The organism is Paenibacillus sp. J22R98 (genome assembly GCF_059383835.1).
Genome location: NZ_JBXENW010000001.1, coordinates 991,676 through 1,010,031 on the forward strand (window position 1 = coordinate 991,676; position 18,356 = coordinate 1,010,031).

The 18,356-nt window shown below is 47.1% G+C and carries 17 protein-coding genes; 16 read left to right on the top strand and 1 reads right to left on the bottom strand.

What is annotated here, in order from left to right; translation table 11 throughout:
* Positions 1-8: 8 nt before the first annotated feature.
* Positions 9-1,481, bottom strand: a complete 1,473-nt coding sequence (locus tag AC50Y3_RS04560) for a spore germination protein (protein ID WP_494817794.1) — start codon at positions 1,479-1,481, stop codon at positions 9-11.
* 259 nt (positions 1,482-1,740) lie between these two features.
* On the opposite strand from AC50Y3_RS04560, the gene AC50Y3_RS04565 reads away from it, so the two are divergent.
* The 16 genes from AC50Y3_RS04565 (at position 1,741) to AC50Y3_RS04640 (ending at position 18,331) form a co-directional block, all read left to right on the top strand.
* The gene (locus AC50Y3_RS04565) at positions 1,741-2,478 is read left to right on the top strand and encodes an SDR family oxidoreductase (protein WP_494817548.1); all 738 of its coding nucleotides are present in this window, start codon (positions 1,741-1,743) and stop codon (positions 2,476-2,478) included.
* A 180-nt stretch (positions 2,479-2,658) separates the two neighbouring features.
* Positions 2,659-3,687: an ROK family transcriptional regulator gene (locus AC50Y3_RS04570; protein WP_494817549.1), complete on the top strand. Its 1,029-nt coding sequence runs from the start codon at positions 2,659-2,661 to the stop codon at positions 3,685-3,687.
* 13 nt (positions 3,688-3,700) lie between these two features.
* Positions 3,701-4,918 carry an MFS transporter gene (locus tag AC50Y3_RS04575; protein ID WP_494817550.1) on the top strand — a complete coding sequence of 406 codons (1,218 nt, stop codon included), beginning with the start codon at positions 3,701-3,703 and terminating at the stop codon, positions 4,916-4,918.
* Positions 4,919-4,963: 45 nt separating this feature from the next.
* On the top strand, positions 4,964-6,304 hold the full coding sequence (locus AC50Y3_RS04580) for a phospholipase D-like domain-containing protein (protein ID WP_494817551.1): 1,341 nt from the start codon (positions 4,964-4,966) through the stop codon (positions 6,302-6,304).
* A 159-nt stretch (positions 6,305-6,463) separates the two neighbouring features.
* The gene (locus AC50Y3_RS04585) at positions 6,464-7,543 is read left to right on the top strand and encodes a mandelate racemase/muconate lactonizing enzyme family protein (protein WP_494817552.1); all 1,080 of its coding nucleotides are present in this window, start codon (positions 6,464-6,466) and stop codon (positions 7,541-7,543) included.
* 579 nt (positions 7,544-8,122) lie between these two features.
* Positions 8,123-9,283, top strand: a complete 1,161-nt coding sequence (locus AC50Y3_RS04590) for an enolase C-terminal domain-like protein (RefSeq protein WP_494817553.1) — start codon at positions 8,123-8,125, stop codon at positions 9,281-9,283.
* A 2-nt stretch (positions 9,284-9,285) separates the two neighbouring features.
* On the top strand, positions 9,286-9,837 hold the full coding sequence (locus tag AC50Y3_RS04595; protein WP_494817554.1) for a dihydrofolate reductase family protein: 552 nt from the start codon (positions 9,286-9,288) through the stop codon (positions 9,835-9,837).
* Positions 9,838-10,340: 503 nt separating this feature from the next.
* Positions 10,341-10,766 (top strand): DMT family transporter, encoded by a 426-nt coding sequence (locus AC50Y3_RS04600; RefSeq protein WP_494817555.1) that lies wholly within the window; start codon positions 10,341-10,343, stop codon positions 10,764-10,766.
* Positions 10,767-10,800: 34 nt separating this feature from the next.
* Complete coding sequence (locus AC50Y3_RS04605) at positions 10,801-11,499, top strand: Crp/Fnr family transcriptional regulator (protein ID WP_494817556.1); 699 nt, start codon at positions 10,801-10,803, stop codon at positions 11,497-11,499.
* 2 nt (positions 11,500-11,501) lie between these two features.
* Positions 11,502-11,987, top strand: coding sequence for a DMT family transporter (locus tag AC50Y3_RS04610; protein ID WP_494817557.1), 486 nt, complete (start codon positions 11,502-11,504; stop codon positions 11,985-11,987).
* 22 nt (positions 11,988-12,009) lie between these two features.
* Positions 12,010-13,128 (top strand): hypothetical protein, encoded by a 1,119-nt coding sequence (locus AC50Y3_RS04615; protein WP_494817558.1) that lies wholly within the window; start codon positions 12,010-12,012, stop codon positions 13,126-13,128.
* On the top strand, positions 13,125-14,078 hold the full coding sequence (locus AC50Y3_RS04620; protein ID WP_494817559.1) for a VanW family protein: 954 nt from the start codon (positions 13,125-13,127) through the stop codon (positions 14,076-14,078). The genes AC50Y3_RS04615 and AC50Y3_RS04620 overlap by 4 nt, the downstream gene beginning before the upstream one ends.
* 216 nt (positions 14,079-14,294) lie before the next feature.
* Complete coding sequence (locus AC50Y3_RS04625) at positions 14,295-15,128, top strand: copper amine oxidase N-terminal domain-containing protein (protein WP_494817560.1); 834 nt, start codon at positions 14,295-14,297, stop codon at positions 15,126-15,128.
* Positions 15,129-15,170: 42 nt separating this feature from the next.
* Positions 15,171-16,070, top strand: coding sequence for a phosphotransferase family protein (locus tag AC50Y3_RS04630; RefSeq protein WP_494817561.1), 900 nt, complete (start codon positions 15,171-15,173; stop codon positions 16,068-16,070).
* Positions 16,071-16,307: 237 nt separating this feature from the next.
* Entirely contained in the window at positions 16,308-17,234 is a 927-nt protein-coding gene (locus tag AC50Y3_RS04635) for a LysR family transcriptional regulator (RefSeq protein WP_494817562.1), read from the top strand.
* Between the two features lie 113 nt (positions 17,235-17,347).
* The gene (locus AC50Y3_RS04640; RefSeq protein WP_494817563.1) at positions 17,348-18,331 is read left to right on the top strand and encodes an SLAC1 anion channel family protein; all 984 of its coding nucleotides are present in this window, start codon (positions 17,348-17,350) and stop codon (positions 18,329-18,331) included.
* Positions 18,332-18,356: the final 25 nt, after the last annotated feature.

Below are 18,356 nucleotides of genomic sequence, written 5' to 3' on the forward strand. Positions count from 1 at the left end.
TTCGAAATTTATTCATTATTGTAATCATCGTGTTTAGGCTTGGGATTATTCACCTTATAGCGCTGGCTCTGGAGCGGTCGCAAATAGCTGGGCCGATACTTCGTTAAGCTCAGCGACGATCGAATAAAACTGTCTGCATAATCTCGATATCGAAATGGGAACGCAGGAGCTAAGTAGGGGATACCCAATGATTTTAACCGCAGCAAATGACCCAGAAGAAAGACTAAGCCGATAGCTATACCTAACCCGCCCCAAGCCGCTGCCAAGAACATCAATGGAAACCGTAGAAATCGGATCGTGTTCGCCATTTTGAAAATCGGCGTTGCAAAGGAAGGAAGGGCAGAGAGAGAGACGATAATGATCAAGATGTTGCTGGTCAGCGCGGCTTGTACAGCTGCTGTACCAAGTACAATCCCGCCAACAATGCCCAGCGTTTGACCGACTTTGGTTGGCAATCTGACTCCGGCTTCTCGTAACATATCGACCGTAAATTCTAATAGCAGGACTTCGATGATCGGTGCAAAAGGGACGTTCGTTCTAGACTCGATAATCGGGCCCAGTAGAGATTGCGGGATAACGGAATAATGGAAGGTTAACAAAGCAACATAAAGCGGAGAAGCAAGGATCGAGAAAGCAACGCCCAAATACCGCAAGCAACGGAAAAAAGAAGCCAATAGCCATGGCAGATAATAATCTTCTGGTGAACCGAAAAAATCAAACACGGTAACCGGTCCCGATATGACATACGGAGACCCACTGGTTAAGATGGCCACCTGACCATTTAGAATATTGAATTTGGCCCTGTCCACACGCTCCGAGGACATAAATAAGGGGAACGGCGAATTGGGATTATCCGATATAATTTGGTCCAGAATGGAACTATCAAATAACACGTCAAGATCCAGATCTCTTATTCTTTGTCTTACTGTATCCAGATGCTGAGGATTGCAGATTCCTTCGACATAAACTATCACTACCCTTGATTTGGAGATGGAACCTAAGATTTTCTCCTCAAATCGCAAATGCTCTGTAAGAAGCTCTTTACGAAGTAAATTAAGGTTGGTGTCGATGTCTTCAACAAAGCCGACTTTCGGTCCAATGACGCTGTACTCGTTATCCGCCTCGTTATTCCCTCGATACCCGCGTTTTTGATCGAGCGTATGAATTAAGAGCCCTTGATTCAGATCAGGTTCCAGCTGAACAAAAATAAAGCCTTTAATCAGGTGTTGTTTGATCTCATCTGCATTGGCAGATATCTTGATATTCTCAAGCGGAATCCGATCTTGAAGCGAATGAATATCAACGATTACATCTTCTGCGATTTGAATGCGATGCAATATTTCATGCTGAATGAGTTCTTGGTCTACGATAGCCTGTAAATAGGAAAAATGAATCTGTTTATCGTGGACTCTATGCACAGATTGCACAAAGTCATTCGATTGGATGGAGGATTTCAGAAACGCATGTACACTCTCTGGAATATAGGATCACACCTTTCTGCCCAATGCTCCCCTTATTATGAGCCTCGGTCCGGATTGCTATTCCCATGGAATGACAAGGCTGCTGCCTGTTGACCTGATCGGCCATGTTAATCAACAATACTATGGGCATTGTTGAATATGAGACAAAAGCGCAGCAATCAACCATTGAGTAAACCGTGCTACTGTCTATAATAGGAATCAACGGACGTTAAATATTCAACATGCGTTCAATAACAATATTCTAAAGGAGCAAATACCAATGGAAAATATACAAGATAAAGTGGTTATCATTACAGGCGCTTCCAGCGGAATAGGCGAAGCTACAGCGAGGTTGTTAGCGCAAAATGGTGCAAAGGTTGTATTGGCTGCAAGAAGAGAGGATCGTCTTCTTTCTATAGTTAATGACATTAAACAAAGTGGCGGCGAAGCTGTCTCTGTACGCGCAGACGTTGTTTCTTCAGAAGATATGCAGCGATTGGCGGAGTTCACCTTACGTGAATATGGAAGAATTGATGTATTGGTGAACAATGCAGGGGTCATGCCGAGTTCCAGGCTTAATGAGTTAAGAGTTGCTGAGTGGGATCAAATGATCGATGTGAACATCAAAGGCGTGTTGTACGGAATCGCTGCGGTATTACCAACCATGCGTGAGCAGCAGTCCGGTCATATCATTAACTTATCTTCTACTTCCGGTTATCAGGTATCCCCAACATCCGCTGTATATGCGGCTACAAAATTTGCAGTCAGGGCAATTTCGGAAGGACTCCGTCTGGAAGAGTCTGCGGCTTCGGGAATTCGAACGACCGTGATTGCACCGGGTCTGACAAAGACCGAGCTTTTTGACACCATTACCAGCCCTGAAGTACAGATGATTGCCAATCAAATCAGCGATAAAGGGATTTCTCCGACCGGTATCGCCAGAGCGATCGCGTTTGCCATTAATGAACCTGATGACACTTTAATCAGTGAAATTATGGTGAGGCCGACTGCATTGTAAGATGATGAAGAGTTGGACGAGATCTTGGGATCAAGTGCTGTCACTTAACGGTGACGGGAGCTTGATCCTTTTTTGCATTACCATATTGCCATGACATCAAACATCTGCTAAGATGACCTATACATATTAAAATGATTTAATAAGTAGGTTCAACTATGTAGATGAGAGGCTTGATCGAACATGTCGAATATATTCAAGACGCCAAACGAAATGAATGAACCGTTGATTTATCGCATTCGAGCGGGACTCATTATGATGGGCAGCGCGACGAAAGCAGAGCTAAGTCAGCGTTTAGGAATCAGCTTCCCGACGATCAGCAAGTTTCTGGCCCAAATGGAGGAGGACGGGGAAATTCTCTTTACAGGCAATGATGACTCCGGCGGGGGCAGGCCGGCGAAGCGATACGCCTATGATCCGGAATACATGCTGGGACTTGCGATCTTTATCGAGAAGAATGAGACTAATTATTCGATCTTCAACTGTATCGGGGAGATCAAGGAGCAGGGGATCAAGCCAAGTGTATTGCAACAAAATGCCATGCAATTAGGGGACATGATTGAGTCGCTGATTGAGAAATATCCCAAGCTTCGTTCCATCGCAATCGGGGTTCCCGGAGCCGTTGATAACTTGGGGAAAATCATCTTTATCCCGCCTTATCAGCAGCTCCTTGACTATGATCTGAAAGAGGAATTCGAATCCCGTTTCCAAATCCCGGTCATCGTGGAGAACGATATGAATGCATCGGTGCTTGGGTATGCGTCGAACTTCGAGATCGAGAACGAATCGCTGGTTTATTTGTATTTCGGTCAGTACGGGCCGGGATCTGGGATTATGATCAATGGTGACGTGGTAAGAGGCAGCACGTTCTTCTCAGGTGAAATCTCGTTTGTACCTCAGTATGATCTTCAGTCCTTTGGGAAGGCGCTGAAGCTCGAGGAAAGCCATGGCGGGATTGTCTTAGCTGAAGACAAGCAAATTGATGCCATTGCCCGTTTAATCGCAGCGTTCGCAGCCATTCTGAATCCTCGGGCAGTCGTTTTTTGCAATGATGAGGTAGATGAACTGTTTCTATCTAAGGTCGCTGTCAGAAGCTCAACCTATATTCCACACAAACATTTGCCAACGCTTGTAATAAGCGATCGAAATCAGGATTATTTAGCCGGTTTGCAGCAATTAGCACTTCATGTGATGATCACGGATTGTTGCTAGAAAGAGGTATCTTATGGCGTCCATTTTTATATTGATCATTTATTTGGCCTTTATTAGCCTCGGAATTCCGGATCCGCTGCTTGGATCGGCATGGCCGGTAATCGGACCTGATGTGGGGGCATCCTTCGGCTTCGCAGGGATCTTATCTATGGTTGTAGCCGGAGGCACCATCGTATCGAGTCTCCTAAGCGGGAGCTTGGTTGAGCGTGTTGGGACGGGGAAAATCACGTTGATCAGCTGCTGCCTCACGGCAGGGGCGCTGCTTGGTTTTGCCATGGCGCCTTCGTTGATCTGGCTTGTTCTGTTGGCTGTTCCGCTCGGTCTTGGTGGCGGTGCCATTGATGCGGCTCTCAATCATTATGTAGCTGAAAATTATAAGGCTCATCATATGAATTGGCTTCATTGTTTCTGGGGTGTAGGAGCAACTATAGGACCTATTATTATGTCCTATTATATTGCTGAACACGACTCCTGGAGAGATGGATATACGGCGGTATCGATCATTCAATTCTCGCTCGCGGTCGTATTGTTCGCTACGCTCCCCTTATGGAAACGAGTGGCCTCGATTAGAGATGGCGAGCAACGAACTCATACGATTCAGGAAGAACAGGACAGAACTGACGATATAGTTGAAGCAGCGACTCCCAAGGTTAAGGTGTTGCAGACCAAAGGCGTTAAACAGACACTTGTCGCTTTCTTGTTCTATTGCGGGGTTGAATCTACCGTCGGATTATGGGGAGCCAGCTATCTGGTAGGGGCAAGAGATATGACAGCCGAGACTGCTGCCGGTTGGATCTCTTTATACTATGGCGGAATAACTATGGGAAGGCTGCTTACCGGGTTTATTACATTGAAGATCAGCAATAAGGTGTTGATTCGGAGCGGTCAGATCATGGCCGTTGCCGGCGGAATTATGCTGTTACTTCCTATTGCTCAACTTTATTTAGTCGGACTCATTCTTATTGGACTTGGTCTTGCTCCGATTTACCCCGGATTGCTTCATGAAACACCTGCAAGATTTGGACGAGAACATTCCGCGAAGCTGATCGGCTATCAGATGGCGGTCGCGTACACGGGAACCACGCTTCTCCCGCCGTTATTTGGCGTTTTTGCTACTCAGACGAGCATCGTATTACTACCGTTTATTGTGCTGGCATTTCTTGTTATCATGATGATAAGTGCAGAACGAGTAAACAAGCTATTGAGGTACGGATCTAAACAGACGAATTAGTGTTAAGTGTGCAATACGGGTTTCGTAGAGGAGGAGGCGCTTGACATGTTTGAAGATACGAACATCGGCACTTTAGCCATTCCTTATGCTTCAAGTGCATCTTACCCTGTCCGCCCTGGAAATCTGCTTCGACCGCTTCTCGACGGAGAACCTGCGTTCCGCCGTGTTTGCGAAGCCATTGAGCAAGCCAAACATAGCGTTTGGGCAACGGTTACGTTCATGTGGGCGTCATGCCAAATGCCGGATGGGAGAGGCACGCCTCTGGATGTCCTTAATCGAGCGGCTGAGAGAGGGATCGACGTTCGCATCATCTTCTGGCGCCCCGACTCCCGAACGGAACATTTGAAAACCAATGCGTTCTGGGGAGCTTCCGAACATGTCGAGAGGTTAAGTAAGGCCGATTCGTCCATTCTTATCCGCTGGGATCAAGCTGAGCCGGGGTATTGTCAGCATCAGAAGAGTTGGCTTATCGATGCCGGCACCGACACGGAGACCGCGTTTCTCGGAGGGATCAATCTAAATCCCAACTCTGTAGTCGCACCCGGCCATCGCGGCGTTGAAGGTCAAAACCATGATGTCTATATGGAGCTCGCGGGACCATCTTCGGTCGACATCCATCATAATTTTGTGCAGCGCTGGAACGAAGCCAGCGAGCGGGAGCTGCCGGATGGGCGATGGGGCGAGGGGAGCGAATACGACCTTCCGTTTCCGGCAATCGTTCCACGCCGTAGAGGAGACACGATCGTTCAAATCCAACGGACGATCCATGGTGGGCGATATATGAACGGTTATGCAACGCCTCAAGGCGCTGCCTACCCGATTGAAGCCGGCGAGCTTTCGAATTTCGACCAATATTGTGCCGCAATTGGAGCGGCTCGCAGCTCGATCTATATGGAGAACCAGTATGTCGCCGTTCCTGAAATTATCGAATGCTTGCATCAAGCACTGCTGCGCGGCGTGGAGATTGTAGTCGTTGCACCGGAGGAAGACGAAGCTCCGGAACATCTGGACAAACTAGCCGCGTTCAATCATTTCACATTAGCGGGCATCGCCGGATTAGGTGAGGCCGGTATGCGAAACCCGGTTTGGGTTCACTCCAAACTTATGATCGTCGACGGTGAATGGGGGACGGTTGGATCTTGCAATCTGCATCGTTATTCGCTGTTTGGCAACTGCGAAATGAACGCGGCGTTCTGGGACCGCAAGGCGGCTCGCATGCTGCTGGACGAGTTATTCGCTGAACATCTCGATCAAGATGTATCCGGGTTGGATGATCGTGCTGCACTGCAGCTGTTCGGCGTCGTTGCCAGAAACAATCGCCGACTCTTTGATAGCGGCGACAGCAACTGGCAAGGTATTGCTTTTAATCAATTCCAAAGCAACTAAACAAACGGCATGATAGTTTCATCAAGGACAACAAGCTCAGACAGCGGATTCGTAGAGATCAGCTGTCTTTTTTCTGTTAATGGGCAGCATGGATCCCAGCTTCTTTTTAGCCCAGCTCGTGAAAAAATTATAGTATTTAAAATGGGAGGATCAGAGACTATGAAAATCACAGCCGTAAAAACGAAGCTTGTATCCGTACCCTTCAAGACCCCCATTCGAGTATCAACCTTCTTCATTACGAAACGAACCGCGATCATTGTTGAAATTGAAACCGATGAAGGGATTTCCGGTATGGGGTATTTGCCCATCTTGGGTCAAGGCAGCGAAACGATTAAAACATGTATGGATCGGGATATTGCCGATTTGCTAATCGGTGAGAATCCGTTGTATCGAAATAAGATATGGGAGAAGCTCTGGTGGGCACTTAATATGATTGGACGCAAAGGTGTAGTCCTGTATGGGATTTCCGCGGTGGATATCGCCCTCTGGGATTTGGCCGGTAAATTACAGCATACATCGATCCATAGGATGCTCGGGCCTTATACAGATCAAGTGAAAGCCTATGCTAGCGCGGGATTCATGTCGCTATCGGAAGAAGAACTCGTCTCGGAAGCTGAAGGTTACGCTTCTCGCGGTTTTAAAGCATTCAAGATGAAAGCCGGCTTCCCGGATTTAAGAATCGACTTAAGGCGAGTGGAAGCGGTTAGAAAAACATTGGGTGCGGATATCGACATTATGGTCGATGTGAACCAGGGGCTCGATGTGGCAACGGCCATTCGGTTTGGCAGAGAGTTGGAAAAGCTCGGCGTGTACTGGTTCGAAGAACCTGTCCCTGCTGATGATATCATTGGACATGCGGAGGTTGCCAAAGCGCTGGACATCCGAATTACGACGGGCGAGACCGAGTATTCACGATATGGATTTCGTGAGCTGATCGATCGGAAAGCCGCAGATATTCTGATGATCAACCTCAGAGCAGGCGGGATTACGGAAGCCCAACGCATCGCCAATTTGGCAAGCGCCAATCGTCTCCCGGTTACGCCTCATCTGGCATGGGAGCTTCAAATCCAGATGTTTGCCGCGATTCCTAACGGCGTATACATCGAATATATGAATTGGTATGACGACTTGTTCGAAGATGTCCCGCTTATCAAGGACGGCATGGTTAACGTTTGGGATCGCCCAGGCCATGGGCTGAAGTTTCGCGAAGAAATTATAAAGCAATATGAAGTCTTGTAGGTTGTAACGCTAACGAGCTCACTGATTTCGGGCGAACTTCCAAAATTGTATTGGAGGCTCATATGGATATAGAAGCGATTGGAATCGTATTTGCAATCTTAGTTGGGGTGGTCATATTTTTTCAACTTGCCCTTGCTGCAGGTATGACTTGGGGAAGTATGGCGATGGGCGGGAAGTTCCCTGGGAGATTGCCACCTGTTATGCGTATAGCAGGGCTCCGGTATCTTTATTGATGCTTGTAACGAGCACAATGGTCGCCATAGGATAAACGCGGAGTCAACTAAACACCGAATTGATCCGTCAAAAAGGGATTCGTTTTGCCATAACCTCCAATAATGGGCGATTTCAAGGTTTACTGAACCGAACAAAATTGCTTGAGCAAGCGGTCCAGCAGTTTATTCAGCATACCAACTAATTCGTGTAACCAAATGGAGACCTGAATACGACACGACGACAGCCGGTTTTAGTTAATCGGTTGTTTTTTGTTGCGTCATAAGTTGCAGGATTGCGTGCTTGACGCGATGAATACTTAGAGTATGGTCGTAACAAGAAGCCGCCGATTCGGCATTGGAGGATCCTATGAACATTTCAGCTATTCAAACGGATTGGAAAGTGGAAAGAATCGAATTCGCCAAACTAACGGGAGAACGGGCTCGAAGCGCGGGAGCGAATGGCAGAATCGGTATTCATGGCAAATCTTGCTCGGTGGATATCGTTAGAATTACGATTGATGGACAAACAGCCTATGGAAGCTCCATTCATATCACGCCGGAATGGGCTGAAACGATAATAGGTCGCCGATTAGTTGACTTATTCGACGATCGAGGCCGAATTCGTGAAGCATATCGGCTGCAGCTGGAATATCCCATTCTCGATTGGTTGGGGCGAAGACTTGGCAAACCTGTGTATGACTTGGTGGCAGGTGCCCATTTCTTCGAAAGAGGCGTTCCACTGGTTGTGCCTTGCTATGATACCTCTCTATATTTCGATGACTTGCACTTGCCCGATGAGAAATCAGCCGTTGCATTAATGAACGAACAAGCACAACAAGGTTTTGCAAATGGGCACCGTCATTTCAAAATTAAAGTCGGCCGAGGCGGACGTCACATGCCGCTCTGGGAAGGAACGAAACGAGATATCGCGATTGTACAAGGAATCTCTGAAGTAGCCGGCCCTGCAGGGAAAATCATGATCGATGCGAATAATGCGTATAACCTGAACTTGACCAAGGAAGTTATAGCGGCGCTAACGGATGTGAACCTGTATTGGCTGGAAGAAGCATTCCATGAAGATGATGCCTTGTACGAGGATCTGAAGGGCTGGCTTCTGGAACGTGGGCAGAACGTGCTTATCGCAGATGGGGAAGGGCTGGCCTCCCCGCATCTTGTGGATTGGGCCATTCGTGGCCGCGTCGATGTGCTGCAGTACGATATCATCTGGCCGGGCTTCACGCATTGGCTTGAATTAGGCGAGAAATTAGATGCGCATGGTTTGCGGTCAGCGCCACATTGTTATGGCAACGCCTATGGCATTTACGTATCCGGACATTTATCGGCTGCGGTACGAAACTTCGAATTTGTGGAATACGACGATATTGCAATTGAAGGAATGGACGTATCCGGATATCGCGTTGAGAATGGAGAATTTCACATTCCTGCTACGCCCGGTTTTGGAATTGTTTTCGACGATGAGCTTGTAACCAACACTATTAAGCGATCCGGTTGGATAAGGAGTGACTAAAGATGAAACGCAGAATCATCTTAGATTTGGCAGTCACGTTAGATGGATTTATTGAAGGGAAGAATGGGGAAGTTGATTGGTGCATCATGGACCCGGAGATGGGGTTTACTGATTTCTTATATCAAATCGATACGATCTTTTATGGGAGAAAAAGCTACGATTTATGGGGACAATATCTCCCCGCAATGGAAGAAAGTGCATCAGACAAAGAGATGTGGGAGCTTATTCACAGCAAAGAGAAATACGTCTTCTCCCGAACACAAACAGGGACAGATTCTAAAGCAACGTACGTTAGCAGCCGTATTCTTGAAGAGGTCAATCAATTAAAGAATAAGCCCGGTAAAGACATCTGGCTTTACGGCGGAGCTAGTCTAATTACAACTTTTATCCAACTAGGTCTTGTTGATGAATTCAGATTATCGGTTCACCCCGTTGTTTTGGGAGAAGGAACGCCGATGTTTAATGATATTAAACAAAGGTTGAATCTGAAATTGGCACATACTAGAACGTTCTCATCAGGGGTTGTGCAACTGGTTTATCACTTGGAAGAGTGACAATTATACCCGAACCATTTGATCCCCTCCAAACACCCAATCCATTACAGCTCCCGGGACATATCATATGTTGTACGTTAAACCCCAGGAGGTGCAATACATTGTCCGGTCATGTTGGTGGTGCTTTTACTAGCGCGGGAGTTATTCTGGTGCTCTTCATCCTGCTAGTTATTGTTTTCTGTGGATGCATGGGAAGTGGCTTAGGTGGATACGGTGGCGGTCCTGCATACCCAGTTGTTGGAGGAGTAAACACAGGGTATTAATAAATAATTACAGCACGTTGAGAAGGGCATCCGAGTCATTAACATGACTGAAGGATGCCTTTTGGCTGTCTAGTCTTCTGTATTTGAAAACTGAGGACTGATACATACAAGAAGACCCGTGGCGGCGGGTCTTTTCTAATTGGAGCATGCAATCTGATGATTTAGGACATATGTCCTTTTCAGAATCGACCTCTCGTCGTTAAATAAAGAGAGCACGATGGTTGAGGAGGAAATCAAGGCATGAAAGGCATCCTATTGGCTATATTAGGCGGCGTATTTATAACTTTGCAAAGTACGGCTAATGCCGTGATCGGGGATCAGATCGGAACCTGGCAGGCGGCAGCGCTAACGCAAGGAACAGGGTTCGCTGCGGCCATGCTCATTGTATGGATTACAGGAGATCGAACATGGAGAAAACTGGCGAAAGTGAAGGTGTATTATCGATTCGGCGGAGCGCTTGCAGCCTTTATTATTTTCAGTAATATTACGGCATTTCATCACAATGGCGCGGCTGTCACCGTGTCGGCGATGTTGATATCTCAGATCCTAGCGACGCTCGGGATGGAGAAAGCCGGCTGGTTCGGAAATCGAGAGCTGCGGCTCCGTACACCGCAATGGATTGGCATTATGCTCATGATAACGGGCATCTTATGTTTATCTTTCTAATCGGCTGCACTACGAATAGGAGGGGGAGGCTGGTATGAAGGAAATCGGAGATTCCAATCGGTTCGAACCTTACCTCGCACAATTTGCGTTAGATGAGGTTTTCCCGAATGCACTGAGACAGCATTTAGTGCTGTATCGGTTCGAACCGGAAGAAGAACTTTGCAAGCAAGGCGAGGTACCGGAAAATATCTTCTTTCTCGTGCACGGAAAAGTAAAGGTCTATACGACATCGACGGAAGGGAATACACTGCTGCTTGGTTTTACTTCCCCGCTCGATGTTCTTGGAGAGATTGAATGTCTAAGCGGATTAAACCTTCTCAATACGGTAACGGCTGTAACAACCGTGGAGGCGATAGCCTTTCACAAACGCTGGCTTCCGCTTTATCGCGAGGAAGTGCCGTTCCTACAGTTTATGCTAAAGATGATTTCGGAGAAATTTTACAAGAAGTCGGAAGCCTTAAGCTTTAATCTGTTGTACCCGGTCGAAATCCGTCTTGCCAGCTACTTGCTCTCTGTGACGACGCCGGTCGATACCCGGGTCAGCATAGCGAGTTTGAAAGATATGGCGAATCTGATCGGCACCAGTTACCGGCATTTGAATCGGGTTATTCTGCATTTCTGTCGCTTGAGGCTTCTCGAACGTAATCGCGGCAAACTCGTGATTATTGACCGATTAGGTCTCGAGGCTGCCGCTGGACGAAACATCTACGAGAATAGCGAAAGAAGGGAATAGCGTTGCTTATAGGCATTTTATTAGCTTTAATGGCGGGCATGCTTGTCAGCGTGCAGACTTTGTTCAATAACAAAGTGAGCGTATCTGTTCACTCGAATACGACTACTGCGCTGGTGCTTGGAATGGGATTTTTCGCATCGTTTGTCATGGGCCTTTTAATGGAAGGTACTGCGTTTCTGCACTGGCAAGGGATGCCGGTCTGGTTCTGGTTCAGCGGAATAATCGGTATCAGCGTAGTTACCTGCGTGGTAAAAGGCGTTCGATTAATTGGGCCTAGTGCGGCGACTGCCATCGTGATGACATCTCAAATGGTATGCGCATTATGGTGGGATTCAGAAGGATGGTTTGGATTGAAGCAGGTTCCGTTCAGCTGGCAAAAAGCAATCGGCGTCACTGCACTGATCACCGGACTTCTGTTATTCAAAATCCAGCCAAAAGTAAAACAGGCGAATTTTTCCATGCATCTTTTTCCTCCCTTAAAGAAATAGTGTTAATTAGGAGGGAGAAGACATGCAGAAAGGGAAAAAATTTCATCGATTGCTCCTGATTGGAGTCGCCTTAATTGGGCTATTTTGCGATCCGGTTCATGCTTTGGCGTCAGCAAGACAACAACCTTCGGTCTCGCTGACCGTCAAAACCTCGCCGAATTCAGCGCTGGTAACCAGTATGGTAATCGATTCCGACAAGTGGGTGGGTGCTGTTGCAGAAGGCGTCACCCATCAAACAACCTATGTCCCTATTTCCGATACATATTTAATGATCGATGATAAAACCTATAGCATTGACCTGTCCTATCAGTTGTATGATATGGCGAACAATAGAGCGATTCAGCTTCGAGGCGAGATGAAACAGCAGCTTAAAGCCCTTATATCGGAGCTGAAATCAAAGCATTATGGCAAATTGTTATCGTGGCCTGAAGCTAAGCAAGTCATCACAATGAAATCGATGTTCACCGTTGTCGATTTGGAGACCGGGATGCGATTTGAGGTGCAGCGAAGAGCAGGAAGCACGCATGCTGATGTACAGCCGTTAACGAAGCATGACACTGACGTCATGAGGCAGATCTATCAGGGAAAATGGAGCTGGAGAAGAAGGGCCATTCTTGTTTTGAAAGATGACCAAGCGATTGCGGCTTCCATGCACGGTATGCCTCATGGGGGAGACGGTATTCCGGACAATGACTTTAACGGACATTTTTGCATTCATTTTCTGGGGAGCAGCACGCACAAGACCGGGAGCGTCGATCCGGATCATCAGACGATGGTGCATAAGGCGGCAGGCAAGCTCCAACAATACGTGCAGCAAACGTCGCCAAACGACGTTGTGGAGCTGTTTTTTATCGCGATCAATCAGCGGGATCCTGAAATTATGACGGTGCTATTCCCGCATCGGAATCATGAGCAGCTGGAGCGATTGAAGCAGGAGGCGACCGGCATTATTGCCATCAAGAGAGCGTCCGATCACTCGGAGTCCGCAGTTTACGATCATTTGCTCGCCATCGATTTGCCGGTTAGAGCAGTGATTTACCGCGACGGTTTTCGGAAAGTCGAGAAGTCGCTCGTCTTTCAATTGCGCAGAGACTCCGCCCTGCAGGCATGGAAAATCGATTATGTGGAGAATGCCTTATGAAGTGGTTATGGATGATCAGCAGCTTATTTGGGATGCTCCAGCAGGGCGGAAGTCCCGAGCATTTATCCGTGTCGATTCAGGGGAAGACTCCGGTCGTAATCTATCGTGATGATTATGCGTCACCCGGCTTTACTATGGTGAATTTGGACAAGCTGGATCAGTTAATTAAGACTTTGGATCGGCAAAGCTACGAAGCTCCTCACAATGCGGTTATTAATGATCGAGGGGGAATCACTCCCGAACAGAACGGTCATCGACTCGATCAGCGAAGGTTTACCGAGAAGTTTTACGCGTTCTTTTACGGTGAAGGAACTTTCGCATTCGATGCACCGCTTGTCGATGTTTATCCGCGGGTGGACCGAGAGCTGCTGGCGGAAATTAAGGAAAAACCGATCGGCCAGTATGCCACCTATTACAACAGCCGCAACAAGAATCGATCGCATAACATTTTACTGGCTGCCAAAGCGATTAATAATACGGTCATTTTCCCAGGGGAGACATTCTCCTTCAATAAAGTCGTTGGCAGGCGCACAAGGGAAAAGGGCTATCTGGAAGCTCCGATCATTGTCAGAGGCGAATTATCCGAAGGAATCGGTGGCGGGATATGCCAGGTATCCTCTACGCTGTTCAATGCGACGGACCGTGCCGGGCTGCATATCGTGCAGCGTTACTCGCATAGCCGAAACGTACCGTACGTAAGACCGGGCCGCGATGCGACGGTCAGTTGGGACGGACCGGATTTTGCTTTCCAGAACCGTTACAACCAACCGATCTTAATCCGAGCACATGCTGTCCCAGGTAAAATGTTCGTGGCTATCTATTCCTCCGACGTCATCGAATACAATCCGCGAAGTGTGCCCGGCATGGCATTCGGACATCTGCCGGAAGAAATCTCCGCATCCACAGTTGAAAGGGAAAGAATCGGCCCATTTATTGATTGGGGCCGTTAAGCGTGTAGTTGAAGAAAACCGGACCGCTCTTTGTAGAGCATAGTCCGGTTTTTTTGTTGAGACAGCCGGAATATGCCGCTTGGCTCTTGCGAAACTTTTCTTATTCAATTCCGTCAGATAGTTGTAAGAAAATAGAAATTCCAGAGGAGAGTGATTGCGCTGAAGAAATGGTTCGTACATACGCTTGGCTTCGTCATACTGGGGAGTTTTCTGTTCATGAATACGCACGTAAATGCTTCTTCTGTCGTGACTGCAGCTACTGCTTCGGTTTATGTAAACGGGCAGCATGAATACGATACGATCACGGTAAACGGACGAACGCTGGTCAAGTTGAGAGCGTTGACCGACCCTGCATGGCTGGTTTTTGCCTATGATTCGAAGACGCATACCGTAATGTTCCACACCAAAGATAACAGCAAGATTGTCTATCTCCGCGAAGGGGACAAGACCGTTACAGTGAATGGGAAACAAGTCCAAATTGACGCTCCTGTGGTAAATAAGAAAGGACTGACCTATGTACCGCTTAGATTCATAAGCGAAACGCTTGGTGCATATGTCAAATATAATGCCCAAGTCAAGAATGTCATTGTCCGGACCCCAACCGGTCAAGCCGAATTCGAGAAGCTAATGCGCGGTGATCTGACGGAAGCCCGGCAAATTGCGCTTCGCGCCTACAGAATCATGGGCGAAGCGCCGCCAAGTATGGCGGGTGAAATGTACAATTATAATAGCTACTCGTTTCCTGAAGGAGAAGCGCTTCGATTTTCAATGAGTCAATCCGGGTACTGCGATCAGTATTTTGAAATCAATGCAGATGGATTAGCCATTCTTAAATGGCAAAATGATACCGTGTCGAATCGGGAGTGGGGTGAGAAACCCACCTATAAGAGCTTTGTTTATTTCTTAAATGAATTTATGGCGGGTGTGTTCACCTATGGGAAAGTGGATTCCCAAGGCAATGATACCATGCTGGAGAGATCTTATCGTGATGCTATGGATGATGTAGTGTATCCGATCGAAAATGAGAAACGAGTGGATGCGAGATCATAATGGTTAGTCTGCCGCATGTGAGCATGGAGAAGGAGCACTAAGATGAAGCCTCAATTGACGCCCGAGACAATCATGGCGGCAGTAACGCGAGAGGTAGGGAATCTTTCGGGTTGGGAGCCAATAACCGAAGGAGAAGAGTCGCAAGCATTTGCAATCCGCTTCGGAGGCGATGAATTCATTCTTCGCGTCAATCGTTCTGCTGTAGGCTTTCACAAAGATGAGTTCTGTTATCATCATTTTGCTTCAGCGGCACTGCCAATCCCGCAAATCCTCTCTATCGGCACAATCGCTGACGTATATGCATACTGCATCTCCCGGCGCGCGCCGGGCGTTACTTTGCAGGACATGAAAATCTCCGATTTACCGTCTGTGACGGAGCCTGTCATGCATGTCATCGAAGCATTGGCGAGCACGAATATTACGGGCACCGCAGGATACGGTCCCTTCAACGGAAACGGCTTCGGCCGGTACGAGAAATGGTGTGACTTCATTATGAGCATCGCGGATTCGAGCAGCTATGATTGGGCTGCACTGAAACCGTTCCTTGACGATCGTCGAATCGATTCATATTTGCAAGTAATAAAAGCTTTTACGCCGCATTGCCCCGAGGTTCGACAGCTCGTCCATGGAGATTTCGGCTCAAACAATGTCCTTGCGAATGGCAGCCGAATTACCGGGGTCATTGATTGGAGCGAGGCGATGTTTGGCGATCCGCTCTATGATATTGCTAACATTTTCTTCTGGCGTACTTGGCTAGATTGCATGGAAGCGCAAGCGAAGTATATCGAGGAGCAGTATCAGGGATTGATGCAGCAAGCCGAAGTTCTGCGCTGCTATCAGCTCCGTATTGGACTTGATGTCATTTACTCCAGTGCCAGGGATCGAGACGTGGAACTGCACGAATGGGCGTTGGCGAGATGTGACGAGATTTTATTCCGGTGAAAAAATGAGGTGCTCCCTCAATAGTAAACAGGAGAAAGAAACTAACAACCTGTTGCTATTCGGGGAGCTTTTTCATGCCCTGTTCATGATCAATCATAGACACAAACTATCAAAATAATAGATAGGACTACATTGATCAATGATGAAGTGTTCCATTATAGTGAGTTCAAAGTGATTCATAACCGATGCGAGCATGCGGAATAATAAATAAGATTATAGAGAAAGAAGGCAGATCCTATGGAGTTAAGACAACTGGACTACTTTATTACAACATGCGAAGAATTACATTTCACCAAAGCTTCCGTCAAGCTGGGAATCACCCAGCCTTCCTTAAGCCATCAAATCAAGGCGCTTGAGGATGAAATAGGCGTCCCGCTATTCGACCGGATCGGCAAGAAAATTGCCATAACCGATGCCGGAATGATTTTGTACAAGCAGAGTAAGCTGGCATTCGGCAACTTAACGAACGCGAAGGAGCAAATTCAAGAACTTCAACAAATTGAGCGAGGTACATTATCGATTGGCGCTCTCCCGGGCGAGCTAAACCAATTGGTTTCGAACTTATTGCTCGATTTCCATCGCGAGTATCCGAAAGTCCGACTCAAAATCTTCGGTGTCGAAGATGTCGTAAACCGCGTGCTGCAAAACGAACTCGATTTAGCCATTACGATTCTGCCCGTCGAGGATGAGAGAGTGCGTTCGATTCCCCTTTATAATGAGAAATTTTATTTTGTTGCAACAGAGGAGCATCCGTATGCAAGCCGTACAGCCATAAATTTTGACGAAATCCTGAATGTGCCGATTGTGATGTTTCCGGAAACCCATCGCTGCAGGCAGTTGGTGGATATGACATGTTCAATAGCCGGTTTACAACTAACGCCCTTGATCGAAACGACGACGATCGAATCGTTGTTCGGGCTCGTTCGTTCAGGTGCAGGCGGCACGGTTTTATCGAAAACCTTGCTTGAAATGTACAACTACGAAGATCTAATCCCGATTCCAATTCAAAAACCGACCTTGTGCAGAGAGGTCGGTATTGTGTATCTCCGTGATAAATTCATGGGGAAGGCTGCGCGCGGGTTTATTGAAATATTGACGGAGCATATAAAGAATCTCAAGCAGGACAAGCTGCAGGTGTCCTGTGACAGCGAAGAAGAATCATAGATAACAACTATGATTATCATAGAAACAACGATATTGATCTATCATTATGATTCTCATACAATGAGGCAACAGGATAGTTAGTCGACATCAAACAAAGGAAGTGATGATCACTCATGCAAACTATGACTGACGTGCAACAACAGAAAGGCATTGGTTCTGTTCAATTTTTACCTGTAAGTTTATTTGCGTCAGTTATGGGCATCTCAGGTCTATCATTGGCTTGGAGACAATCAAGTAAGTTATTCGGTAGTTCTCCGGTCATTGCCGATAGCATTGGAATTCTCGCGGTTCTTCTGTTTATTGCGTTAAGCGCAAGTTATATTTCGAAATGGATCCTGTACCCGCATAAGGTCAAGGCCGAATTTATGAATCCTATTACCGGGAATTTCTTCGGTACTATCACGATTTCATTGTTGCTGCTCTCTTCCGTTCTCGGAACGTTTCATCAAGTAACGGGTCAAGTGATTTGGATTATCGGTACCATCATGACAATCGTGTTTAGCTTTATCATTGTTGCACGCTTGTTGAACGGGAATCTCGAGCCGGGTCACGTAGTTCCGCCATGGCTGATACCGGGAGTAGGGTCCATCGATATAGCGGTTGCCGGAGGAACAATGCCTTTTGCGTGGGCACGTGAGATTAATCTGTTGGCCCTCGCGATCGGCGGTATTGTCGCTTTGATCTTCCTGACATTGATCTTATCCAGATTGATTCATCATGCACCGCTGCCTGCTGGTTTAGTGCCTTCAATGATAATTATGATTGCGCCGTTTGAGGTTGGTTTTCTGGGCTATACGAACATTCAACAGAAGATCGATTCGTTCGCTTCTATATTGTTTTACTTTGGCCTTTTCTTATTCATCGTTTTGTTCTTCAAAGTATTTAGAAAGTCCGTACCGTTTAGCGCTTCTTGGTGGGCGGTAAGCTTTCCGATTGCTGCCCTATGCAACGCGGCTTTGGAATATGCGATATTCGTACATTCCTGGCTGTTGATTGGCATTTCTGCGATTATTTTGGCGTTTCTAAGCATTGTGTTGGCTGTTCTCTTTATCCGGACATTGAACCTGTTGCTTAAAGGGAATTTGCTAAAGGGATAATATCAATGTGAGAAAGGACGGATAT